General features: G+C 72.2%; 20 protein-coding genes and 2 pseudogenes. 9 read left to right on the top strand and 13 right to left on the bottom strand.

The window, feature by feature from the left end; all coding sequences use genetic code 11:
* Window positions 1-50: 50 nt before the first annotated feature.
* A complete protein-coding gene (locus tag C7456_RS09860; RefSeq protein WP_109723567.1) occupies window positions 51-839 on the bottom strand; it encodes a LytR/AlgR family response regulator transcription factor in 789 nt (262 codons plus the stop codon).
* Window positions 836-1,948 carry a sensor histidine kinase gene (locus tag C7456_RS09855; RefSeq protein ID WP_109723566.1) on the bottom strand — a complete coding sequence of 371 codons (1,113 nt, stop codon included), beginning with the start codon at window positions 1,946-1,948 and terminating at the stop codon, window positions 836-838. Before C7456_RS09855 ends, C7456_RS09860 begins: the two co-directional genes overlap by 4 nt.
* Window positions 1,949-2,146: 198 nt before the next feature.
* On the opposite strand from C7456_RS09855, the gene C7456_RS09850 reads away from it, so the two are divergent.
* On the top strand, window positions 2,147-2,506 hold the full coding sequence (locus tag C7456_RS09850) for a hypothetical protein (protein WP_109723565.1): 360 nt from the start codon (window positions 2,147-2,149) through the stop codon (window positions 2,504-2,506).
* 27 nt (window positions 2,507-2,533) lie between these two features.
* Here C7456_RS09850 and C7456_RS09845 read toward each other — a convergent pair whose 3' ends face one another.
* Together C7456_RS09845 and C7456_RS09840 are read right to left on the bottom strand one after the other, a co-directional pair.
* Window positions 2,534-4,111 carry an ankyrin repeat domain-containing protein gene (locus C7456_RS09845; RefSeq protein WP_109723564.1) on the bottom strand — a complete coding sequence of 526 codons (1,578 nt, stop codon included), beginning with the start codon at window positions 4,109-4,111 and terminating at the stop codon, window positions 2,534-2,536.
* Between the two features lie 179 nt (window positions 4,112-4,290).
* Window positions 4,291-4,962 carry a glutathione S-transferase gene (locus tag C7456_RS09840; protein ID WP_109723563.1) on the bottom strand — a complete coding sequence of 224 codons (672 nt, stop codon included), beginning with the start codon at window positions 4,960-4,962 and terminating at the stop codon, window positions 4,291-4,293.
* A gap of 147 nt (window positions 4,963-5,109) precedes the next feature.
* On the opposite strand from C7456_RS09840, the gene C7456_RS09835 reads away from it, so the two are divergent.
* A complete protein-coding gene (locus C7456_RS09835) occupies window positions 5,110-5,952 on the top strand; it encodes a class I SAM-dependent methyltransferase (protein WP_109723562.1) in 843 nt (280 codons plus the stop codon).
* Between the two features lie 184 nt (window positions 5,953-6,136).
* Here C7456_RS09835 and C7456_RS09830 read toward each other — a convergent pair whose 3' ends face one another.
* Window positions 6,137-7,060, bottom strand: a complete 924-nt coding sequence (locus tag C7456_RS09830) for a M14 family metallopeptidase (protein WP_109723561.1) — start codon at window positions 7,058-7,060, stop codon at window positions 6,137-6,139.
* Between the two features lie 189 nt (window positions 7,061-7,249).
* On the opposite strand from C7456_RS09830, the gene C7456_RS09825 reads away from it, so the two are divergent.
* From C7456_RS09825 to C7456_RS09805, 5 genes are all read left to right on the top strand, one after another.
* Window positions 7,250-9,121, top strand: a complete 1,872-nt coding sequence (locus C7456_RS09825; protein WP_170120200.1) for an LTA synthase family protein — start codon at window positions 7,250-7,252, stop codon at window positions 9,119-9,121.
* A gap of 170 nt (window positions 9,122-9,291) precedes the next feature.
* The gene (locus tag C7456_RS09820; RefSeq protein ID WP_109723559.1) at window positions 9,292-9,840 is read left to right on the top strand and encodes a peroxiredoxin; all 549 of its coding nucleotides are present in this window, start codon (window positions 9,292-9,294) and stop codon (window positions 9,838-9,840) included.
* 153 nt (window positions 9,841-9,993) lie between these two features.
* Window positions 9,994-11,211 carry a glycoside hydrolase family 27 protein gene (locus tag C7456_RS09815; RefSeq protein WP_109723558.1) on the top strand — a complete coding sequence of 406 codons (1,218 nt, stop codon included), beginning with the start codon at window positions 9,994-9,996 and terminating at the stop codon, window positions 11,209-11,211.
* Window positions 11,212-11,371: 160 nt separating this feature from the next.
* Entirely contained in the window at window positions 11,372-11,842 is a 471-nt protein-coding gene (locus tag C7456_RS09810) for a hypothetical protein (protein ID WP_109723557.1), read from the top strand.
* A gap of 629 nt (window positions 11,843-12,471) precedes the next feature.
* Entirely contained in the window at window positions 12,472-13,773 is a 1,302-nt protein-coding gene (locus C7456_RS09805; RefSeq protein ID WP_109723556.1) for an MFS transporter, read from the top strand.
* 33 nt (window positions 13,774-13,806) lie between these two features.
* Here the strand turns inward: C7456_RS09805 and C7456_RS09800 are convergent, their stop codons facing one another.
* The 3 genes from C7456_RS09800 to C7456_RS09790 all read right to left on the bottom strand — a co-directional run bounded on the left by C7456_RS09800 (window position 13,807) and on the right by C7456_RS09790 (window position 15,243).
* Entirely contained in the window at window positions 13,807-14,202 is a 396-nt protein-coding gene (locus C7456_RS09800) for an iron chaperone (RefSeq protein WP_170120199.1), read from the bottom strand.
* Between the two features lie 151 nt (window positions 14,203-14,353).
* Window positions 14,354-14,764, bottom strand: a complete 411-nt coding sequence (locus C7456_RS09795) for a VOC family protein (protein ID WP_109723554.1) — start codon at window positions 14,762-14,764, stop codon at window positions 14,354-14,356.
* A 29-nt stretch (window positions 14,765-14,793) separates the two neighbouring features.
* A complete protein-coding gene (locus C7456_RS09790) occupies window positions 14,794-15,243 on the bottom strand; it encodes a helix-turn-helix transcriptional regulator (RefSeq protein WP_109723618.1) in 450 nt (149 codons plus the stop codon).
* A 392-nt stretch (window positions 15,244-15,635) separates the two neighbouring features.
* Between C7456_RS09790 and C7456_RS09785 the strand changes: the two genes are divergently transcribed.
* Window positions 15,636-16,973, top strand: a complete 1,338-nt coding sequence (locus tag C7456_RS09785; protein WP_109723553.1) for a serine hydrolase domain-containing protein — start codon at window positions 15,636-15,638, stop codon at window positions 16,971-16,973.
* 77 nt (window positions 16,974-17,050) lie between these two features.
* Here the strand turns inward: C7456_RS09785 and C7456_RS09780 are convergent.
* From C7456_RS09780 to C7456_RS17525, 5 genes and pseudogenes are all read right to left on the bottom strand, one after another.
* Window positions 17,051-17,545: pseudogene (locus C7456_RS09780) on the bottom strand (M61 family metallopeptidase); the annotation flags it as partial.
* Between the two features lie 356 nt (window positions 17,546-17,901).
* On the bottom strand, window positions 17,902-18,891 hold the full coding sequence (locus tag C7456_RS09775; RefSeq protein ID WP_109723552.1) for a VOC family protein: 990 nt from the start codon (window positions 18,889-18,891) through the stop codon (window positions 17,902-17,904).
* Window positions 18,892-19,152: 261 nt separating this feature from the next.
* Window positions 19,153-20,088: a GlxA family transcriptional regulator gene (locus C7456_RS09770; RefSeq protein ID WP_109723551.1), complete on the bottom strand. Its 936-nt coding sequence runs from the start codon at window positions 20,086-20,088 to the stop codon at window positions 19,153-19,155.
* Window positions 20,089-20,396: 308 nt separating this feature from the next.
* Complete coding sequence (locus C7456_RS09765) at window positions 20,397-21,020, bottom strand: YdeI/OmpD-associated family protein (protein ID WP_109723617.1); 624 nt, start codon at window positions 21,018-21,020, stop codon at window positions 20,397-20,399.
* A gap of 57 nt (window positions 21,021-21,077) precedes the next feature.
* Window positions 21,078-21,242 (bottom strand): annotated as a pseudogene (locus tag C7456_RS17525) (helix-turn-helix domain-containing protein); the annotation flags it as partial.
* A 139-nt stretch (window positions 21,243-21,381) separates the two neighbouring features.
* Between C7456_RS17525 and C7456_RS09755 the strand changes: the two are divergent.
* Complete coding sequence (locus C7456_RS09755) at window positions 21,382-21,903, top strand: lipocalin-like domain-containing protein (protein ID WP_109723550.1); 522 nt, start codon at window positions 21,382-21,384, stop codon at window positions 21,901-21,903.
* The last annotated feature ends 23 nt before the right edge of the window (window positions 21,904-21,926 follow it).

The following is a 21,926-nucleotide window of genomic DNA, read 5'->3' as shown; positions in this document are numbered from 1 at the left end:
ATCCTACGCCGTGCGTGGCCGGCATGGCCGCAGCCGCGGGCGCCCGGCGCTCAATCCGCCGGCTTGCCGCCCCGCGCCGTGACCAGCCGCAGGAAGGTCTCGTGCTGGTAGCGGCTCATGCGCAGCTTCTGGCCGGTGTCCATGGTGACGACGTGGTAGCCGTTGAACCACGGATGGATCGCCTGGACGCGGCGCACGTTGATGATGGCCGAGCGGTGGATGCGCGCGAACCGCCGCGGGTCGAGCCGCTCGGCCAGCGCGCCCAGGGTCTCGCGCAGCTCGTGCACGCGGTCGGACAGGTGGATCAGCACGGTGTTGCGGCTGGCCTTGATCCACACGATGTCGTCCACGTCGACGAAGACGATGCGCTCGTCGACGCGCACCGGGATGCGCTCGAGATAGTCGTCGCGCCGGCGCAGCGCCTCCAGCGCCTGCGCGATGCGCGCGGACATGGCGGTGCCCGCGGCCGCGCCGGCGGCCAGCCGCGCCTTGGCACGCGCCAGCGCATGGGCGAAGCGCTCGCGGCCGAACGGCTTGACCAGGTAGTCCACCGCGTTGGCCTCGAACGCGCGCACCGCGTACTGCTCGAACGCGGTGACGAACACCGTGGCCGGCATGCGCTCCGCGCCGACCGCCGCGACCACGTCCATGCCGCTCATCGCGGGCATCTGGATGTCGAGGAACACCAGGTCAGGCGAGCGGGCGCGGATCGCCCGCACGGCGGACGCGCCGTCGCCGCACTCGTCCAGCAGCTCCACCTCGGGGTCGTCGCGCAGCAGGCGCACGATCGCGTGGCGCGCGATCGGCTCGTCGTCCACCACCAGCACCGCGATGCTCACGCGGACGCGACCTCCGGCGCCTCGTCCGGCTCCTCGATCTCGCGGAACGGCAGGCGCAGCCGGCACGCCACGCCCTGCGGCCAGAGCATGTCCAGGCGCACCTGGGCGGCGTCGCCGTACAGCTCCTGCAGGCGCAGCGCCGTGTTCGACAGGCCGATCCCGTGCCCGGACGAAGGCGAAGGCCCGGCCTCCAGCGTGCTGTTGCGGTTGCGCACCTCGATGCACAGCGCGTCGCCCTCGCGCCGGCTCTCCACCTCGATGCAGTCCTCGCCCACGCGCGCGCCGATGCCGTGGCGGATGGCGTTCTCCACGATCGGCTGCAGGATCAGGCTGGGCACCGCGCAGCGCAGCGTGCCGGGGTCGACGTAGATGCGCGTGGCGAGGCGGTCCTTGAAGCGCGCGCGCTGGATGCCGAGGTACAGGTTCAGCAGCACCAGCTCCTGGCGCAGGGTGATCTCCTGGCCGCGGCAGTCCTCCAGGAAGGCGCGCAGCAGGTCGCTCAGGCGCAGCAGCATGTCCTCGGCCGACGGCACGTCCTCGTGCAGCAGGGTGGCGATCGCGTGCATGGTGTTGAACAGGAAGTGCGGCTGCAGCTGCGTGCGCAGCACCTGCAGGCGCGACTGCGCCAGCTCGGCGGCCAGCCGGCTCGCCTCCAGCTCGCGGCGCGTCGTCTCCTCGCGGAACCGCATCGCCTGCTGGATCGTGAACAGCGCCCAGCAGGTGAGCATGCCGGTGGCGGCATGCTGGCCGACGAACTGCCGCCACTGCTCGGCCAGCCCGCTGGGCTCGAAGAAGGTGGACACCATGGCGCCGATCATCAGCGCCAGCGCGGTCACGCCCAGGCTGGCGAGCAGCGGCATCCACAGCTCGCGCAGGCGCAGCGGCACCCGCACCGGGTAGCTCGCCGCCAGCCGGAACACCAGCGGCGTCAGCGCGGCCCAGGTGTACCACTGGATCGCCGACCAGCGCAGGTAGTCGGAGACCGACCACGTGTGGCCACTCAGGTCGTCGCGCAGGTAGCCCTGCACGGCGAACACCAGGGCCACCACGCTCCACAGGCCGAGGTAGCGGGCCAGGCCGATTTCCGTGCTGCCCAGGCGGACCTTCATCGCGGACGTCCAGACGGTCGATGGCCGCATCCTAGGCGCGCGCCGCCATGTCTGAAAAGCGCCGCGCGCCATCGCTACGATTCGCCGCCGCGCCACGACGATTCGTCCCGGAACGCTTCCGCGCGGGCGCCCCGATCCGGCCTGATCCGTGCCGCGACCGCGCGCCGCGCGCGGTTCGCCCCCAGCCGGAGAACCGCCATGTCCCCGATCCGCGCCATCGCTCCCGCCATCGTGCTGCTCGCCCTCGCCGCGCCGCCCGCCGCCACCGCCGACATTCCGCGCCCCGGCGACGGGCGCACGGCGCCGCCGCACTTCTACCTCGTCAACGCCAGCTTCGACAGCGTGACCTCGCTCGCCGTCGCGCCCGCCGGCAGCGGCGACTTCCGCGACATCGAGCTGGGCCGGCCGCTGCAGGGCGGCCTGGACGCGGTCACCGTCGACCTGCCCGCCGGCGGCTGCCTGCGCGACTTCCGCGTGGGTTTCCGCGACGGCCGCATCCTGCGCCTGCCGGCCATCGACGTCTGCCGCAGGCACGGCCTGCGCCTGACGGCGAAGTGAGGCGACCCGCCCGCCGCGGCGGCGTCCTCACGCCGGCCGCGCCCGTCGCCACGCCTCGAGGATGTCCAGCACGGCCGCGCTCGGCTCCCCGCCCGGCCGCCAGTCGAGCGGCGAGCCGGCCTCGAGCAGCAGGCGCCCGACGCCGGCGTGGTCCGCGCCGCCGCCCGGCTGCGAGCGCGCGCCCTCGGCGGCCCAGACCAGCGGCGGCGCGCCGAACTCGCGGTCGCGCACGGCGGTCGAGGCGCCGTGCGCCAGCAGCGTCCGCACCGCCGCCACCTGCCCGGCCATCGCGGCGCCGTGCAGCGCGGTCTTGCCCATGTCCTCGTCGCCGCGGTCGGGATCGAAGCCGCAGGCCAGCAGCGCCTCGAGCGCCGGCACGTCGCCCTGCTCGGCCGCGCGGTGCAAGGCGGCGTAGTGTTCGGCGCGGATCGCCCCGCGCAGCGCCGGCTGCGCGGCGAGCATCGCCGCCGCCGCCGCGCGGTCGCCGCGGCTGCACGCGGCGACCAGGCGGTCCACCGGCGCCAGCTCGGCGGCCGCGCCGCGGCGCAGCAGCCAGTCGGCCAGCGCGTGGTGGCCGTTCAGCTCGGCGATCGCGTAGGGCGTGCGTCCGTCCGCGCGCCGGCGCGACACGTCCGCGCCGCGCGCGACCAGCAGCTCCGCCGTCGGCACGTCGCCGTGCCGCGCGACCGCGTGCAGGGGCGTCTCGCCGTTGCCGTCGAAGACCGGGTCCGCGTCCGCGCCGTGCTCCAGCAGCCAGCGCACGCCGGCCGCCGCCGGGCTCCACTGCAGGATGGCGTAGAGCGCCGCCGAACCGTCGGTCGCCCAGCGCTGGTCCGGGTCGGCGCCGTGGGCGTACAGGAAATCGAGCGCGGCCGTGTCGCCGCCGCTGGCGAGGAGCGGCAGCGTCACGCCGTCGTTGGGATCGGCGCCGGCCTGCAGCAGCACTTCGGCCAGCGGCAGCGAGCGCGTCGCCAGCATCGCGCCCCACAGCAGCGGGCGGTGCACGCCGTGGTGCCGCCACGGGAAGCGCAGGCGGGGATCGGCGCCAAGCCCGAGCAGCCGCCGGGCGACGGCGGCCAACCCGCCGTCGTCGGCCAGGCCCACGGCGCGCAGCGACGTATGGCAGACGTAGTGCAGCGGCTCCCAGCCGCGCGGGCCGCCGGGCTTGAGCGCCAGCGACGGATCGCGCGCCAGCGCGGCCTCGACCCGTGCGGCGTCCCCCAGCACCAGCGCGGCGTGGAAGCTGGCCAGTGGCAGGCGCGGGTGCAGCGCCAGCAGGCGCTTCGCGCGGTCGCCGCGGCCGTCCGTCGCGGCGTGCACGAAGGCGCGGACGGCCTGGCCGGAATCCAGCGCCAGCGCCTCCACGCGCTCGCCCAGCGCCCTCCACGAGGGGAAGCCGTGTTCGCGCGCGATCACCGCCTGCGCGTCGTGCAAGGCCAGCGGCGTGCCGGCCGATGCGTCCGGCGCGGCGCGCGCCAGGGACGGGAGGATGCGGAAACGTTCGAGGGCGGCGGGGTCCCCGGCCCTGGCGGCGCGCAACAGTTCCTTGGCCTGCCGCCGGAGCTGGCCAAGATCGGGATGGTCGGGCAGGACGCGACGGGACATCGTGATTCCTCCATGCAGAGGCCGGCGGTCCGCAAGCAGGCCAGCACGGGGAACGTGTGCCGTCGATCGTGTTCGAGTGGGTGGACTCCGTCCTTCGCGCGGACCCGCGGGCGCCCCGAAGCGCGCGACGGATCATGCGCCGCGCGTTCCGGCAGGATCAAGTGCCGGCGGCTGCCGCGTCAGCCGAGCAAGGCGTACGGGCCGCCGCGTTCAAGCGCACGCTTGTAGGCGGGCCGCTCGCGGATGCGCGCGACGAACTCGGCGACGTGCGGCAGCCGCTCCGCCATGCCGCTGCGCGCCAGCGCCGCTTCCAGCGGGAAGCTCATCTGGATGTCCGCGGCGCTGAACTCGCCGCCCACGAACCAGCCCGTGGCGGCCAGCTCGTTGTCGACGTAGGAAAAGTGCAGCGCGAGCTGCGGGTCGATGAAGTCCCGCTGCAGCTTCGCGGAGATCTTGCGCGCGATCGGCCGCGCGAAGAACGGCATCGGCGCGGTGGCGATGCGCGAGGCCACCAGCTTCAGCAGCAGCGGCGGCATCGCCGAGCCTTCCGCGTAGTGCAGCCAGTAGGTGTAGCGCTGCCGCTCGGGCATGCCCTGCAGCGGCGCCAGCCGGCCGGTGTCGTAGTGGTCGATCAGGTACTCGATGATGGCGCCGGACTCGGCCAGCACGGCGCCGCCGTCCTCGACCACCGGCGACTTGCCCAGGGGATGGATCGCGCGCAGCTCGGGCGGCGCCAGCAGGGTCTTCGGGTCGCGCTGGTACTTGCGCAGCTCGTAGGGCACGCCCAGTTCCTCGAGCAGCCACAGGATGCGCTGCGAGCGCGAATTGTTCAGGTGATGGACGATCAGCATGGGGACATCGCCGGACCAGGGGGCGGCCGAGGCTAGCATGAAGTCCGCGACGCGCGCCGCCCCGGTTTCCGCCGCATCCGGCCGGCGGATACGATGCGCCCTCCCCCGCCGTCGGCCGGCGGCTTCGCCCCATGCCAGGAGACCCCCGTGCCGCGCTACTCCGGCCCGCTGCTGACCCGCACCACCGCCGAGGCCCTGCTCGCCGCGCGCGACGCGGGCGCCTGCGCCTGGCGCGGCTCGCTGGACCTGGACCGCTCGGCCGGCAAGGCGACGCTCGCCGCGGAGTGCTGGACATGGCAGGGACGCGAATATCCGTATCCGGGCAGGCTGAGGGACCGCACGATCCACTACTGGGACGGCGCGGCGTTCGCGCCGGCGTCACGCTTCTCCGGCGCGCTGATCAAGCTGGTGCCCACCGCGTGGGGCGCGCCCACCTTCGAGATCGACGGCATCAAGATGCTGCCCACCGCGAAGACCTCGCCGGTCGAGGACGCGCGCCGCAAGGTGGCGCTGGTCGAGCCGCGCGGCAAGGCGGTGCTGGACACCTGCGGCGGACTGGGCTACTTCGCCGTCTGCTGCCTGGAGGCCGGCGCGGCGTCGGTGCGCTCGTTCGAGAAGAACCCCGACGTGCTGTGGCTGCGCACGCTCAACCCGTGGTCGCCGGACCCGGACGATCCGGCCCACGGCGGGCGCCTCGCGCTCGTCCACGCCGACGTGTCGGCGGCGATCGCGCAGGTGCCGGACGCCTCGGTGGACGCGCTGCTGCACGACCCGCCGCGCTTCGGCATCGCCGGCGAACTCTACGCGCAAACCTTCTACGACCAGCTCGCGCGCGTGCTGCGCCGCGGCGGCCGCCTGTTCCACTACACCGGCAGCCCCAACAAGCTGACCAGCGGCCGCGACGTGCCGCGCGAGGTGGCGCGCCGGCTGGAAAAGGCCGGCTTCAAGGCGCAGCCCGCGCTGGACGGCGTGCTCGCCGCGCGGCGCTGAGCGGCGCCCGGCAACGCGCGCCGGCACGGCCGTCGACTCCGCTTCGCCCGCCCGCAATCCGGCCCGCGCCATCCCGGCGCGGGCCGGACGTGGCGTCCGAAGTCGCTGCTCCGCGGCGCGAGCGCGGCAGTCCTCCGTCGCCCGCTTCGCCCGGCGCCGGCCGGAAGCGCCCCGCCGGCGACGCTCAGTGCGCGCGCGCCAGCGCGTAGTCGATCGCCGCGCGCACCGCCGCCACCTGCGCGGCGTTGCACTGCTCCGGCGTGGCGCGCGGGCTGTCGGGATAGACCTCGGTGGTGGTGACGTAGGGCGCGCCGGTGATGCCCGCGCACAGCCCCAGCGCCCTCAGCGGGTAGTTGATGACGCCGGGCGCCGCCACCGGCGAGCCGATGATCTCGCCGTTGGCGTCGGCCGGCGCGATGTGGGTGACCTTCGCCACCGCGGCGATCACCGCCTGCTGGAATTCCGGCTGCGGGTTCTCGCTGTCGCCGACCAGGTAGAAGCCGTCGGGGATCGTGCCCGGCTCGAACGGCTTGCCGTCGCGCGCGGCCAGCGCCGGGCGGAACTCGGTCTCGTCCGAGTCGGTGGTCTCGTGCAGGTCGATGTGCATGCGCACGCGCCCGCGCAGCGGCGCGACCAGCCGCAGCAGCGCGGCCGACTCCGGCGCCGGGCTGTCCTCGCGGAACGAGCGGTTCGGGTCGATCGCACCGGGATTCCAGCGGTGGATGCGCTCGTAGCCCCAGGGACTGACGCACGGCACGACCAGCAGGTTCGCCCGCCCCGCGTAGTCCGCCGCATGGTCCTCGGCGAACCGCAGCGCGCCGTGCACGCCGCTGGTCTCGTAGCCGTGCACGCCGCCGGTGACCAGCATCGCCGGCAGCCCGTCCCGCCAGCCGCGGCTGCGCAGCGCGTACAGCGGGTAGCTGTCGGGCGCGTAGTCCAGGCGGCCGTACTCCACGACGTCGAACCGCGGGCGCAGGCGCTCGACCGCCGCCAGCACGTCCGCCGCGTAGCTGCGCTTGCGTGCCTGCCGCGACCGCCACAACGCGATCTCGGCCTCGCCCCAGGGGCTGCCGGGAGTACCGATCGGATATGCAGCCGGGTTCGTCATCGCGTCGTCCGCTTGCCAAGGACCCGGAACTGTAGCATCGCCTCGAAGCACGATGCCGCAGGCCGGCGGCCCTGCCGCCGAATCGCCGACGATCGCGTTGCCTCCCACCGGCAAGGCAAGTAGCCAGCGACCTCGTCCATGGGCATGATCAGTCCTCTACAGCAAGCATCGATGCGCCCGGAACGATCCATGCGATGGCAATGGCTGGCCAGCCGGCACCGGCCCATCTTTTTCGTCGGCCTGCTCGCGGCCTATCTCCTGGTGCTGCACGATTCCGCGGCATGGCCGGGCACCACCGCGCACGCTTTCGTCCAGTGCCTGGCCGCGGCCGCCGAGCTGGGACTGGCATGGAGCCTCTGCGCCGCGATGCGTCCGGTCCCCGCGCCGCGGTCCGCCGCCGCCGAAGGCGCCTACCTGGCCATCCCTTTGCTGGTGTGCGCGGCGTACCTGGTGCAGATGTACTCGCTGCACCTGTCGGGCAATTTCATCACCGCGCTGGCGCTGGAAAACCGCGCCGAAGCCTGGATCATCCGCGGGCGCGGCATGGCTCTGGCCATCGCGCTGATGGCCTGCTGGTGGCTGCTGTTCGTGCTTGGCCATTTCCATGCCCGCGGCGCGGCGCACCCAGCCCCGCCGACAAAGGGCCGCCGCCTTCGACTGGCGGCCGTCACCGCCTTTGGCCTCGGCGTGGCCTGTTCCTTCCTCGCTCAGCCGGACACCGGCCTGCTCCAGGCCGACTATCGGCAGGCCCCGCTTGTCGCGCTGGCGCACACGCTCCGCGCTGCCGTGGGTGACCATTACGCCTACCACGGTCCCGAGATATCCGCTCATGGGCCGAAGTATCCGCTCGAGAAGCACTGGATCTACAGCGCCGGACTGCCCTTCGCGCGCAAGCCAGGCCAGCACGCCGCGCCCAACGTGATCGTCGTCTTCATGGAGGGCACTTCCGCCCGCCTGCTGGGCGCCTATGGCGGGACATACCCCGGATTGACGCCCAACATGGACCGCTTCGCCGGCCTATCGATGCGCGTGGTCCGCTATTACAACCACACCGCAGCCACCTACCGCGGCCTGCAAGGGCAGCTGGTTTCGGGCTATCCGGAAGCCGGCGGCAGCGAAGATGGCGCCTCCTGGGAATCGGCAGCCGCCCGTCCCGCGCTGGCCGCCGTGCATTACCGTTCGCTGCCGATGCTGCTGCGCGACCACGGCTACGGCACCTTCTTCCTGTCGCCGCATCACGACACCGTCGGCCTCAACACCATGTTGCGCGCGCTGGGTTTCGACAGGGTGTACTCGTTCGACGACGTGGCACGGGACATCGCCCCCGGCAGTCCCTACTACTTCGTCGAGGGCGCGCTCAGCGACGACGATCTCTTCCACGCACTGCACGTCCTGATGGAGCGCGGCTCGCTCTCCGGCGGCGGCCGCCCCTTCTTCGTCGGGCTGTACAACTTCGGCACCCATGCCTTTCTCGACGTCATGCCGAACGGCGCGAAGTACGGGGATGGCTCGAACGCCGCGCTGAACAAGCTGCACAACCTCGACCGGGCGTTCGGCCGGTTCCTGGACTATTTCATGGCCAGTCCCTATGCGCGCGACACCATTCTCGTCCTCACCACCGACCACGCCACCTTTCCGGAGCCGCCCTACCGCGCCGTGGCCGGAACTGGCTATCAGCCCTATTTCGTCGACGCGATTCCCCTGCTGGTCTACGACCCCACGCACGCGCTGCCCACGCTTTACGACGCGCACGACCGCACCTCGCTCGACTTCGCGCCGACGCTCCTGCAACTGCTGGGCATCCGGCAGGGCGACAACAGCTTTCTGGGCACCTCGCTGTTCGAGGCCAGGCCGGATTCCGTCGGCGTGGCGGCCATAGGCCACGAGTTCTTTGCCATCGACGCTGATGGCGTCCATCCGGAAGCCGACCTTCCGCCGGCCGACCGTCCTGGGTTCCAGGCAGAGAAGCAACGGGTACTCGGCTATTACCGGCTGGAGCGCGAGGACCGCATCGCATCGCCGTGGCGCAACTTTCCCTCGGGATCGCCCGGACAACCGTGAGGCGGGCGGCATACGGCGTCATCGCCAGGGCGAAGCGTATCCATCCGCCCACGGTGGATGTGAAGCACGGAGATCCCGCAATGCAACCTGCCAACGCACTTGCCGCACCCACCCGGCGCGTTTGCGCGTATAAAGCGAAAGCCCTTCTCCTCCCACCAGGAAGCACGCCCATGAAACTGCCGACCAAGCTCGCCGCCCTCGCCCTCACGGCCGCCGCCCTCGCCCCGCCCGCGTTCGCCGCGCTGAAGGCGGGCGCGCAGGCGCCCGACTTCACCCTGCCCGCCTACCTCGCCGGCCAGCCCTTCACCTTCAAGCTGGCCGACGCCCTGAAGAAGGGGCCGGTGGTGGTCTATTTCTTCCCGGCCGCGCACACCGCCGGCTGCAACCTCGAGGCGCACCTGTTCTCCCAGGCCATCGACCAGTTCAAGGCGCTGCACGCCACCGTGATCGGCGTCACCGCGGGCAACACCGACCAGCTGGCCGACTTCTCCAAGGAAACCGAGCACTGCAGCGGCAAGTTCCCCGTCGCCGCCGACGACGGCGCGAAGGTCGCCAAGGCATACGACGCGCTGCTCACCCTGCGCCCCGGCTGGTCGGACCGCACCTCGTACGTGATCGCCCCCTCGGGCAAGATCAGCCACGTCTATTCCGACCTCAGCCCGAAGAAGCACGTGCAGGAAACCCTGGACGCGGTGAAGGCGCTGGAGAAGCAAGGCTAGCGACTCTGCCGCGCGTCGCCCCGGGCGGGTCCTTCCGGCGCCACGCCGCCCGGGCGCGGCGCGCGACGCCCCGGTCAGGCCGAATGGCCGGCGCCGGCGCGGCGGACGGCCGCATCCTGCCCGCGCGTTCCCGCGGGCCGCGTGGAGGAACCGATGAACGCATGGCACAAGGTCTTCCTGGCAACGCTGGCCGCGTCGGCCGCCGCGCTCGCCGCCATCGCGGCCAACGCCCTGGACAACGGCCTGGCGCGCACGCCGCCGATGGGCTGGAACAGCTGGAACAGCTTCCACTGCGAGGTCAGCGCCGCGCTGGTGGAGGCCACCGCCGACGCCATGGTCGCCTCCGGCATGAAGGACGCCGGCTACACCTACGTCAACATCGACGACTGCTGGCTGCTCAGGCAGCGCGGCCCGCACGGCGAGCTGGTGCCCGATCCGGCCAAGTTCCCGCAGGGCATCCAGGCCGTGGCCGACTACGTGCACGGCAAGGGGCTGAAGCTGGGCCTCTACGAATCGGCCGGCACCACCACCTGCGCCGACTACCCCGGCAGCCTCGGCCACGAGCGGCAGGACGCCGAGCAGTTCGCGCGCTGGGGCGTGGACTACCTCAAGTACGACAACTGCGGCGACCACCAGGGCCGGACCTACGTGCAGCGCTACACCGCCATGCGCGACGCCCTGGCCTACTCCGGCCGCTCCATCGTCTACAGCATCTGCGAGTGGGGCAACGAGGCGCCCTGGCGCTGGGCGCCGGCCATCGGCAACCTGTGGCGCACCACCCAGGACATCACCCCGCGCTGGTCCACCGACCAGCCGGACAACCGCTACCCGCAGGGCATCCTGGACATCCTCGACCAGCAGGCCGGGCTGTCGGGCACCTCGCATCCCGGCGCCTGGAACGACCCGGACATGCTGGAGGTGGGCAACGGCTACCTCACCGACGACGAGAACCGCGCGCACTTCAGCCTGTGGGCCCTGCTCAACGCGCCGCTGATCGCCGGCAACGACCTGCGCCACATGCCCGACGAGGTGCGCGGCATCCTCACCAACCGCGACGTGATCGCCGTGGACCAGGACTGGGGCGGCCGCCAGGGCTACAAGGTGCGCGACGACGGCGCCACCGAGGTCTGGGCCAAGCCCATGTCCGACGGCTCGGTGGCCGTGGTCCTGCTCAACCGCGGCCGCGGGCCGGTGGAGATCGCCACCACCGCGCAGGAGGTCGGCATGAAGGCGACCGACGGCTACACCGTGCGCGACCTGTGGAAGCACGCCGACGCCGCCAGCGACGGCCGCATCGCGGCCAGCGTGCCCACCCATGCCGTGGCCATGTTCCGCGTGTGGCCGGGCGCACGCCGCGCCGGAGGGCAATGAGCCGCGGCCAGCGGAACGGCGCGCACTCGCCACCGCCGGACCCGGGCCGCCATCGCATCCCTGCCTTCCGCGTATCAGCAGTCGCCCCTCCCGGCTGCCGGGCATCTCCCGCAGGAACGAAGTAGCCTCGAAGCGTCGACAAACCGGGAGGCGAAGCGACATGTTCGAAGCGTTCAGGAGAGGCACGCCGGCGGAGGTCTGGCAGGCGCTGGTGCTGGAAGCGGCGGAACGGGCGGGGCACCCGCTGGACGAGGCGCAGGAGAGCCACCTGGTGTTCGTGCTGCTGCGCTACCAGAACTACGCCGCGCTGCTGTCGCACGTGCACGGCGTGGACTGGATGGAGGCGCTATCGCGGGTGGGCAGCGCGCGCGCCGACGCCCTGCGCGACGTGGGCGACCGCTGCCTGCTCGTGGCGGGCCTGTTCCCCGGCCTGGCCGAGCGGCGCCGGGTGACCGTGGACTACTTCATCGACATCGGCCGCAGCGCCTACCACGGCGTCGCCGGCGCCACCCGCCAGGCCTATGCCGCGCTCTACGAGCAACTGGCGCGCAGCTACCGCGAGCTGGTGGCGACCCTGAACGCGATGCGGATGCTCTCGAAGATGCCGGAGGGAATGCGCGTCGTGCAGTGAGGGCGGCGTGGCAGGGCAAGCCGCCTGCAACCAGCGCGGGCGGGTGCGGGGGCGGCGTTCGCCTTGCTTCCATCGCCTCGCGTGCTGCTCCGGCCAGGCAGAGCCGCGCTCGACCTCCCGGTATCGGGGATGGGCCTGGCATCGGGGCCGTTGGCGATTTCGCGTCAGGTTGATCGCGGCCGGAGGTCGCTCCCACAAGGCTTGCGAGGTTCCCTGTGGGAGCGGCCTCCGGCCGCTATGCCCGGACCCTCGCCCGCTCCCGCCATGCCACGCCGTCGCGGACCGGCATCCCTTCCTCGCTCCTCAAGGCCGGCGCCGTCCATGGCGCTTCTCCGCGTGCCTTCGCGCTTCCCTGGCCCACGCGCGGACGGCTCCCGGGAGGGGCGGGGGAAGATCGTGAACAGGTTCCGGGAGATCCCGAACCGCATCGGCATTCGATGCGACCGTGCCGGCGTACCCGTGCAAGCGACGGCGGCCAGCCATCGTTGAACGCCATGCAACGCCGGCAAGTCATCCGCGATTGCGGTGACGCCTTGGCCGGCTCCCCGCCTTGCCGCGGACCACTCCATACTTTGGCGTGGACGCGAAGCGGCTACCATCGGGACACCGCCCGCTTCCGACGCCCACGGATGACCCGGACCGAAAAGCACAGCGCCGCCGAGGTCTCGCACGGCTCCAAGGTGATCGCGGCACTGTCGACGGTGGTGGAGTGGTACGACTTCACCCTCTACCTGTACTTCGCCACGGTGCTTTCGCGCGTGTTCTTCGGCGGCGGCGGGAACTCGCTGCTGGTCACGCTCGCCGGGTTCGCCGTCTCCTACGGCATGCGGCCGCTCGGCGCGATGGTGTTCGGCCACCTCGGCGACCGCATCGGGCGGCGGCGCACGCTGCTGCTGTCGATGATGCTGATGACGCTGGCGATGCTCGCCACCGCGCTGCTGCCCGGCCATGCCGCGATCGGGCCGGCGGCCGGCGCGCTGTTGCTGCTGCTGCGCTGCTTCATGGCGTTCTCGGTCGGCGGCGAATACACCGGCGTGGTCGCCTATCTGCTGGAGGGCGCGCGCAAGGACCGGCGCGGCCTCGTCACCTCGCTGGCCTCGGCCGCCAGCGAGGTCGGCGCGCTGCTGGCCGTGGCGCTGTCCGCGCTGACGGTCGGCGCGATGGACGCGGCGCGCCTCGACGCCTGGGGCTGGCGCCTGCCGTTCCTCGCCGGCGCGGTGCTGGCCGGCGGCGTGTGGTTCGCGCGCTCCTCCATGGACGAGTCGCCGGACTTCCTGCGGCAGGTGCGGCGGCGCAGCGTGCCCGACTCGCCGCTGCGGCACGCGCTCGCCCATCACCGGCCCGCGCTGCTGCGCACTTTCGCCGTCTCGGCGCTGGGCTCGATCACCTACTACGTCGGCATCACCTACCTGCCGGCGTTCCTCACCTCGTCGGGCCTCCTCGCCGAGGGCCGCTCGCTGGGGCTGTCGACGCTGGCCGCGGTGGCGGTCATCCTGGTCACGCCGCTGGCCGGGGCGCTGTCCGACCGGATCGGGCGCAGGCCGGTGCTGATTGGGCTGGCCGTCGCCAGCCTGCCGCTGCCGCTGGCGATGTTCGGCCTGATGGCCGCCGGCGGCGAGCTGAAGATCGCCACCGGCGCGATCGTGCTGGCCTGCCTCGCCGGTGGCGTCAGCGCGGTGGGCGCCCCGGCCACCGCCGAGCAGTTCCCCGGCGAAGGCCGGCTCAGCGGCCTGGCGCTGGGCGTGACCGTCGCCACGGCCATCTTCGGCGGCCTCACGCCCTTCCTCGCCGAGCTGCTGGTCCGGCTGACCGGCTGGACCGCCGTGCCCGGCGCCATGATCGCCGCGGTCGCGCTGGCCGTGCTGCCCGCGTTCCTGCGCATGCCGGAGACGCATCCGCTGCTGGCACGGCGCGGCCGGCGGGATGGATGACCGCGGCGCGGTGCCGCGTCCGGGAGACCGGCCCTACCGGCTTCCCGCGGCGCGCCGCACCAGCTCGGCGATCCGCGCTTCTTCCGCGGCGCCCAGCTCGCGCAGGGCGAAGGCCGTGGGCCACATCGCCCCGTCGTCGAGCTGCGCCTTGTCGCTGAAGCCGAGCGTCGCGTACCGCGTCTTGAACTTGTACGTCCCCTGGTAGAAGCAGACGACCTTGTCCCCTTTCGCGTAGGCAGGCATCCCGTACCAGGTCTTCGGCGCGAGCTCCGGCGCGCACGTCTTGACGATGGCGTGGATGCGGGCCGCCATGGAGCGGTCCGGCTCGGGCATCCCGGCGATCGCGGCGAGCACGTCGCCCTCGCCGTCGCTTCCGGCGGCGCGCCGGCCGCGCGACTCGGCCTTGAGCTCCCGCGCGCGCTCGCGCATGGCGAGCCGTTCCTCGTCCGTGAAGCCCGGGGACGCCCTGCCCGTCGCGCGGCGGGCGGAAGGCTTGGAGCCGGTCCCCGCCCTGCTTTTTCCTGCCATGTCTCGGTCCTCCGCGAATGTCCGCAGACCAGGCTGGGCCGCGCGTGTGCGCTCAGCGCCGCTCCTGCACGCGCAGCAGGTTGCCCGCGGGATCGCGCACGGCGCAGTCGCGCACGCCGTAGGGCTGCATGGTCGGCTCCTCGACGACCTCGGCGCCGCTGGCCTGGATGCGCTCGAAGGCCGCGTCGAGGTCCGGCGTCGCCAGCAGCAGGATCGCGTAGGTGCCCTTGGCCATCATCGCGGCGATGGTGCGCTTCTCCTCGTCGGTGGCGCCGGGACTGGCGGACGGCGGGTACAGCACGATGGAGGTGTCGGGCTGGCCCGGCGGGCCGACCGTGATCCAGCGCAGGCCCTGGTAGCCGACGTCGTTGCGCACCTCGAAGCCGAGCACGTCGCGGTAGAAGGCCAGCGAGGCGTCCGGGTCGGTGTGCGGGAGGAAGCTCGCGTGAATGCTGATGTCCATGGTGATGCTGCCCGGTGGCGAAGGAGCGCTCATGCTAGGCCCGGTTCGCCGGCCCGCGCTTCTCGATTCCTGACCGGCCGCGTCACCTGCCGCGCCACGCAGGACGGCATCCCCGCCGTCGTGCCCGCCGCCTCGCGGCGGTAGACGCCGGGCGGGACGCCGACCAGCTCGGCGAAGCGCGTGCTGAAGGTACCCAGCGACGCGCAGCCCACCGCGAAGCAGACCTCGGTGACGCTGAGGTCGCCGCGGCGCAGCAGCGCCATCGCGCGCTCGATGCGCCGCGTCATCAGGTAGCTGTACGGCGACTCGCCGAAGGCGAGCCTGAACTGCCGGCTGAGGTGCCCGGCCGACATGTGCGCGCCGCGCGCGAGCGCCTCGACGTTCAGCGGCCTTGCGTACTCGCGGTCGATGCGGTCGCGCACGCGGCGCAGCCGCGCGAGGTCACGAAGATGCTGGGCTGTGGCGGAACGGCCGGTCACCACGCGATCGTCCCACGGGGTACCGTGGTGCTCAAGCCCGCATCCGGACGCCGGCCGGCCGACCGATCGCCCCGCGACGACGGCAGGGGACCGCGACGCGGCCAGCGGGCGCCCTGCCGTCGCGGCTTCCGGCAATGCCGCCCGCTTCCGCCTCGCCGTCATGCCGATCCCGGGCTCTGGCAGGCACCCTGCGGGATTAAACCTTTGCGGCATCACGCGCATCCGTGCCACGACGTCTTCGCCTCGTGCGACGGGAGGCTTTGCTGATGACGGCGGCCGGACATGTCCCGGGCAAGCCCCATGTCATGCGTGCTTCGCTCGCATGCCTGCTCGCCCTCTTCGCCGCCGCCGGGTGCACGCGGCCCGGCCCCGGCGATGCGCGCCGCTAGGCCGTGGAGAACGGTCTGCGGCCGCGCGTCGAGGTCGCGGGCGAACCGGCGGTCCGCTGGAACGTGTACGAACGAATGCAGCGGTACCGGGTGCCGACGATGACGGTGGCCGTGATCGAACATGGCCGGATCGCATGGTCGGCACGCTATGGCATCGATGGAACGGTGCGGCTGCCCGCGGGCGACGAGCGCTTCCAGGCCGCATCGCTGAGCAAGGGCGTCACCGGAAGCCTGGCCGCGATCCTTGCCGACCGTGGCGCCGTGGACCTCGATGCGCCCGTGGATGCGTGCCTGCTGCCGCTGCGGCTGCCGGCAGGCAAGCAGGATGCGGCGCATCCGGTCACCTTGCGCGCGCTGCTCCACCACACCGCGGGCGCCACGGTGGACGGTTTTCCCGGCTATCCGCCGGGGCATGCCGTGCCCACGCCGGAGCAGGTCGTGCTCGGCCAGCCGCCGGCGAACACGCCCGCGGTGGTCATTGCGGCCACGCCCGGCACGGCGTATGCGTACTCGGGCGGCGGCTACACGCTTGCGCAGATCGCGCTGGCGCATTGCGCGCACATGCCGTTCGCGGAGCTCATGCGGCGGGAGGTGCTGGACCCGGCGGGCATGCATGCCAGCACCTTCGCGCAGCCGCTGCCCCCGGGGCTGCCGCACGCGACCGGGCATGCCAGCGACGGCAGGCCGGTTCCGGGCGGTGCCAACACCTATCCCGAACTGGCCGCCGCCGGTCTCTGGACGACGGCGGAAGACCTCGCGCGCTGGCTTGTCGCCGTGCGCGCCGCCGCGGAAGGGCTGCCGTCGTTCATGCCCCGCCCGGCCGCGCGGGCAATGCTCGCCCCCGGGCCCGGCAAGTACGGCATGGGCGTTTTCGTCAGCGGCGACGGCGAACATCGCCGCTTCATGCATTCCGGCGGCAACCTGGGCTTCAAGAGCAGCTACGTGATGTACCTGCAGAGCGGCAACGGCGTCGTCGTGATGACGGACGGCGACAATGGCCCCTACCTGGGCGGCGAGTTCACGAAGGCCGTGGCGGCCGCCTACGGCTGGCCGGACTACGCGCCGCGGGTCGCGGTTCGCGCCGCGCTGGACGAAGCCGCCATGGAGAAACGCCTCGGCCGCTATGTCTTCGACGATCCGGATCCGCGCGGCAGACGCAACGTCGCCCTCGTCCGCGACGGCAGCCGCTGGTACCTCGATCTCCCCGACGTCGGCCGCACACCGCTGGTGCCCACGTCCGCGTCGACGTTCGTCGCGCCGGAAACGGGCGAGGCAATCGCGTTCGATGCGTCGGGCAGCCTGCATGTCGGCGCCCGCAGAGCGACCCCGGCGCGTCGCTAGCCGTGCGGCCCCGACGGGTTGCCCTGGCCGGACTTCCAACGGGCCATATGCGGCAAGCCGACAGGCGCGCCTGCCCGCAGCAGCGAATCGCCCATCGGCACGTTGAAGTCGGGCGTCCGCAGGTCGGCCGGACGGCGGAACTTGCCGTTCCACGAATGGGTGTACTCGTGCGCCAGCAGGTCGCGGTCCGGCGCGCCGTCCGCCCAAGCGGTGAAGTAGTCGGTGCCCGGGCCATTCTCGCTGGACTGGTGGTGCTCCAACCCGGTGCCGCCCGGCTGGTCGGACAGCGAGAACAGGAAGTCGTAGTGGTCGTAGTGGTGCGCGCCGAACAGCCTGAGCGCCTGCATGGCCAGCGCGCGATGCACTGCCACCTGCTCCGGGGTCATCGCCAGGTATTTCGGCTCGTCGGCCACGATGTCCGGGTGCACCGGCGCCTCGCCGACCGGCGTCAGATCAACGCGCTTGAAACACTGGCCTGCGTGGACTGGCGAGTCGACCAGCGTGTTGAACGTCACCGGCTTGAACGTGGTAGTGCCGCCGGACTGCGAAGTCGTTTCCAGCGCGGTACCGAACTACCTGCCTTCCGGCAGCGCCACCGGGCCGCTCGGCGAGTGGTCGCCGGGAATCCACTGCGGATGCAGCAGCATCGCATGGCCGCCGCTTCGTTGTCTATGAGAATAGGGCGCATTCCTGATTGATCCGTGCAGGTTTCGATCTCCGGCCAGGCCGGGAGTGGGCAGCCGCCAAAGCCGGCTGGCCCTGGACGGGTTGGCCGTGAGCAGCCCGTCCTGCCCGCCGCCGCGCCTGCGACGAAGGCGCGGCGCTCGCGCGCCGATTCACCGTCCGCCGCGGGACATCTGGTCATCTCGCAAGAAGCGCTTCATTTCTGCACGCAGGGCGAGAGGATGCACATGTCTTGACGCCCGGCCTAAAGACTCGCGCCGGCACACGGCGAACCGGTCGGCTGCATCGCGTGGAATTCGATGGACAGGCCGAGGTCGTCCTGCGTCGGGGCGAGGAAGGATTCGCCGGAGAGGCCGCGGTAGGTCGCCAGCTCGCGTTCGTAGCCGCGCTCGACCCAGCGCTGTGCGCGGCCGAGGTCGGCCACGCCGAAGCTCACGCCGAGGATGCGCGGGCCACCGCTGGCCAAGGTCCGTCCGGCGAGGCCGGCGCCGTCGGGTTGCAGCGCGAGCAGCGCGGTCGGGCCGACCGGCACGCAGAAGCCCTTCGCGCCCACCTCGGGCAGCCCGACCGGCACTGCGTGGCCGAAGCCCATCCTTTCGAGCTGCCGGCGGTCGGCATCGGCGTCGGCCGACACCAGCCATATCGAGGAGAGCTCGCGCGCGCCGTTGGGATGCTCGCGCGTCACGCGGTAGTCGTCGGCATTGATGGGGTCGAACTGGTCGGGCGCGTAGCCGGCGGCGTAGTCGATGAAGAAGGTGTTGCTCGACAGCGGCGCGCGGTCGAACGCGAACAGGCGCCAACCCGGCTTCGCGCCGTCGGGACCGGAGAAGAAGGGCGTGACCGCGTAGTGCAGCGCCTGCAGCGAGCGGTGGATCGCATCCAGCGACGAGGTGCGGAAGCCGAAGGTGCGCGAGCCCGGCCCGCCCTTCAGCGCCTGCCGGTCTTCCTTCATGCCCGGATCGAACACGGGATCGGGCCTGGTGATGCCGAGCAGCTCGATGAAGCTGCTGTCGGCGAACCGGACGTAGCGGTTGGCCACTCCGCCGGGATCGCGTCCGGGCCGCACCTGGAAGCCCAGCTTGACCGCCATGACCGCGGTGGCCTGGTCGATCCCGCGGCCCCAGAGCAGGATGTGGTCGAGCCGGGTCGGCGCTGCGGGCGCGGGGGCCGGTGTCGCGGCTTGCGCGGCGCCCAGGCACAGGAGCATGGCCGGAACGAGCAGGATCGGGCGCATGGGAATCCTCACGCGAAAGGTTGGGGTGTTTCCCGGTGCAGGCCACGGATGCCATGGCCCTCGCGGCCACGGATTCATGCATGCCTGCACGGCAGGACGGTCGTCAGCGGAATGCCGCTCGGCCGGGGTGCTCCGCGGCGCTCTTTTATGGGCGATCCAGGCATCGCCCGCAAGGACAAATTCCGGACAAAAACGGCCAAGGCGGGATGCGCGCCACGCGCACACGCCCGATGCAGGCCTGCTCTGCGACGCGCGTCGCGCTCAGGCACTCGCGCTGCGGCGCAGGGACTGCGGCGGCATGCCGAAGGCGCGCACGAAGGCGCGGCGCATGCGTGTGGCATCGCCGAAGCCCGTCGACGCGGCGATGTGGTCCAGGCTGAGATGGCTGGTCTCGACCGCGACGCGCGCGGCTTCCAGGCGCAGCCCTTCCACGACCTTCGCCGGCGTCGCGCCGATCTCGGCCACGAAGGCGCGGGCGAAGTTGCGCGGGCTCATCGCGGCGCGCTCGGCCAGACGCTCCACCGTCATCGGCTCGGCGAGGCGCACGCGCATCCAGCCGATCAGCTCGCCGAAGCGCCCGGTCCGGCCACCCTGCTCCACCAGCGCCGAATACTGCGACTGCCCGCCGTGCCGCCGCTGGTGGACGACGAGCTGCTGCGCCGTGCGCCGCGCGATGCCGGGGCCGAGGTCGTCCTCGACCAGCGCCAGCGCGAGGTCGATCCCCGCGGAAATGCCCGCGGACGTCCATACGTTGCCGTCCCTGACGAACATGCGGTCGGCATCCAGCCGCACCTGCGGATAGCGCAGCCGGAAGCGCTCGGCCGCGTCCCAGTGCGTGGTGGCGCGCCGACCGTCGAGCAGCCCGGCCTCGGCGAGGAAGAACGCGCCGGAGCAGACGCCCGCCGCCCGGCGCCACGCCTCGTCGCCGAGCCAGGCCACGACGTCGCGCTGGCTTTCCTCGACCTGCGCCAGGGTGCCGCCCGAGACGATCACCGTGTCGAAACGGCCTTGCCCCAGCGGCACCGCCGCCAGGTGCACGCCCGAGGAACTGCGCACGATGCCGCCGCCCGGGGCGAGCACGCTGATCGAGTAGCTGTCCGGCCGGAAGCGCTCCGCCATCTCGAACACGGCGACCGGGCCGGCGGCGTCCAGCAGCTGGAATCCCGGGAAGACGACGATGGCGATCTCGCGTCGCATGGCGGCGGCGGGGCTCGGCTGGGTCCAGTGCCGGAAAGTGGCGTAGCGGTGCGGTGGGCGTCAAGGTGGGGCTTGGCATCGCCATCGCGGTGTGCGAACCCAGGCGCGGTAACGGTCCCGGCCTGCTCGCCCGGGGCAGCAGCGACTTGGTGCCCCCGCTGCTGGCCACGGATCTGGTCGACCAGCTGCGCCTGCGGGTCCATCGGTCCCGCTCGGCCGCGGCAGGCGTCCGTTCGACGACCGCACGCAGGTGGCATCTTGCGGCTCAATGTGTCGAAGGCATTGTCCAGTGGCGTGCCGGTCAACTGCTACCGCGAGGACGCGGTGCGGACCGGATCGTGCCGGCGACCGGCTCGCCGTCCGCCGGACAGACCTCCCTGGGGCTCATCCGCCGCTTCCGGCGCCTTGAACGCCTTGCTGTAGTAGCCGGACGGGTCGAAGCAGCAGACCCGCCGCTTGCCCGAGGCAAGCATGTCGCAGGCGTCGGCGACCCGCTTGGCGCGGGTGGCCGGCTGCTTGGCCGACGTGATCCAGTGGACCCAGTCCACGCGCGCCAGGGTGGTCGTGCTTTCCCAGGTCGCCCGGGCCTCGGGCGCGTCGTCCAGCGCCCGGCGCAGGTCCAGAGGAAGCTTCGGCTCCTGTTCCTTCGCCGCCGGCGCGATCTCGAGCACCACCCTGTCGCCGATGGCGGCGCCAGCGGCCTCGCGCAGCGCTTTGTCCACCTTGAGCCAATGGCTCAGCCGGCCATCCGGTTCGAGCGTGGCGCGGAAGGCCTGGCCGTTGAGCGTGCCCTCCACGGTCGTCCTGCCCCGCCGCGGCAACCGGGCGCTGACTTCCGCGGGCAGGACCACGAACGTCCACGACGCATGGCGGGGCTCCGCCGGGCGCAGCAGCTTCGCCTCGAACCTGGATGTGGCGTTTTTCCTGGTCATCTCGGATCGTCCGCAAATGTCTGAAGGGTAGGCGTGCACCCGGTCGCCCGCCTCGGTCAACACCACGCGGCGGCCCTGCTTGCGGAACAGCGGCTGGCCCAACTGCAACTCCAGCTTGCGCATCTGCTGGCTGATCGCCGAGGGCGAGCGCCCGATCCGTTCCGCGGCACGGGCCAGGCTGCCCAGGTGCAGGATCGCCACCAGGCTGCGCAGCGCGTCCATGTCGAGATTGGGGAGCGGCATCGGTAAGCAATTCGAAAGTATTGCTACCGAATTATTCGGTTTTTCCGCATGCCGGCAAGCCCTACGATCGGCGGGACTCCACCCACGCATGCTGCACCCGATTCGAAGGAGAAACCCCATGAGCCTGCACCGTACCTTCTCCCGCCTTGCCGTCATTGCCTGCCTGCTGCCCGGCCTGGCCTGGTCCTCCGGCGCTGGGGCGGCCGATACCCGCGGCGATGTTTCGCTGGCCGGAACTTGGACGCTGGTGGCAGCCGACGTGCTGCATCCGGATGGCTCGCGCTCGCGCGACTACGGCGATGCACCGAAGGGCCTGCTGCTGATCGACCGCACGGGGCACTACTCGCTGCAGATCTTCCGCAGCGACCGCCCGCGCTTCGCCAACCCGGACAAGGCCAAGGCCAGCGCGCAGGAATACCGGGCGGCGGTGCTGGGCTCGAGTACCCATTTCGGCACGATCGCAGTCGAACCGGACCGGCACCAGTTGGTGTTCCATATCGAAGGCGCCTCCTTTCCCAATTGGGAGGGGCAGGAGCAACGCCGCGCCTTCGAGTTGCATGGCGACACGCTCAGCTACCGGGTGCCGCCGCGTCCAAACGGCGACGTGCCGGTGTCGGTTTGGCGGCGCGTCGACAACTGAGCTTCTCAGAAAGAGGGGTCTGA

The organism is Fulvimonas soli, assembly GCF_003148905.1.
Classification (GTDB): domain Bacteria; phylum Pseudomonadota; class Gammaproteobacteria; order Xanthomonadales; family Rhodanobacteraceae; genus Fulvimonas; species Fulvimonas soli.
The sequence above is the reverse complement of the archived record's forward strand: the minus strand, read 5'-3'. Positions and strand labels throughout refer to the sequence as shown.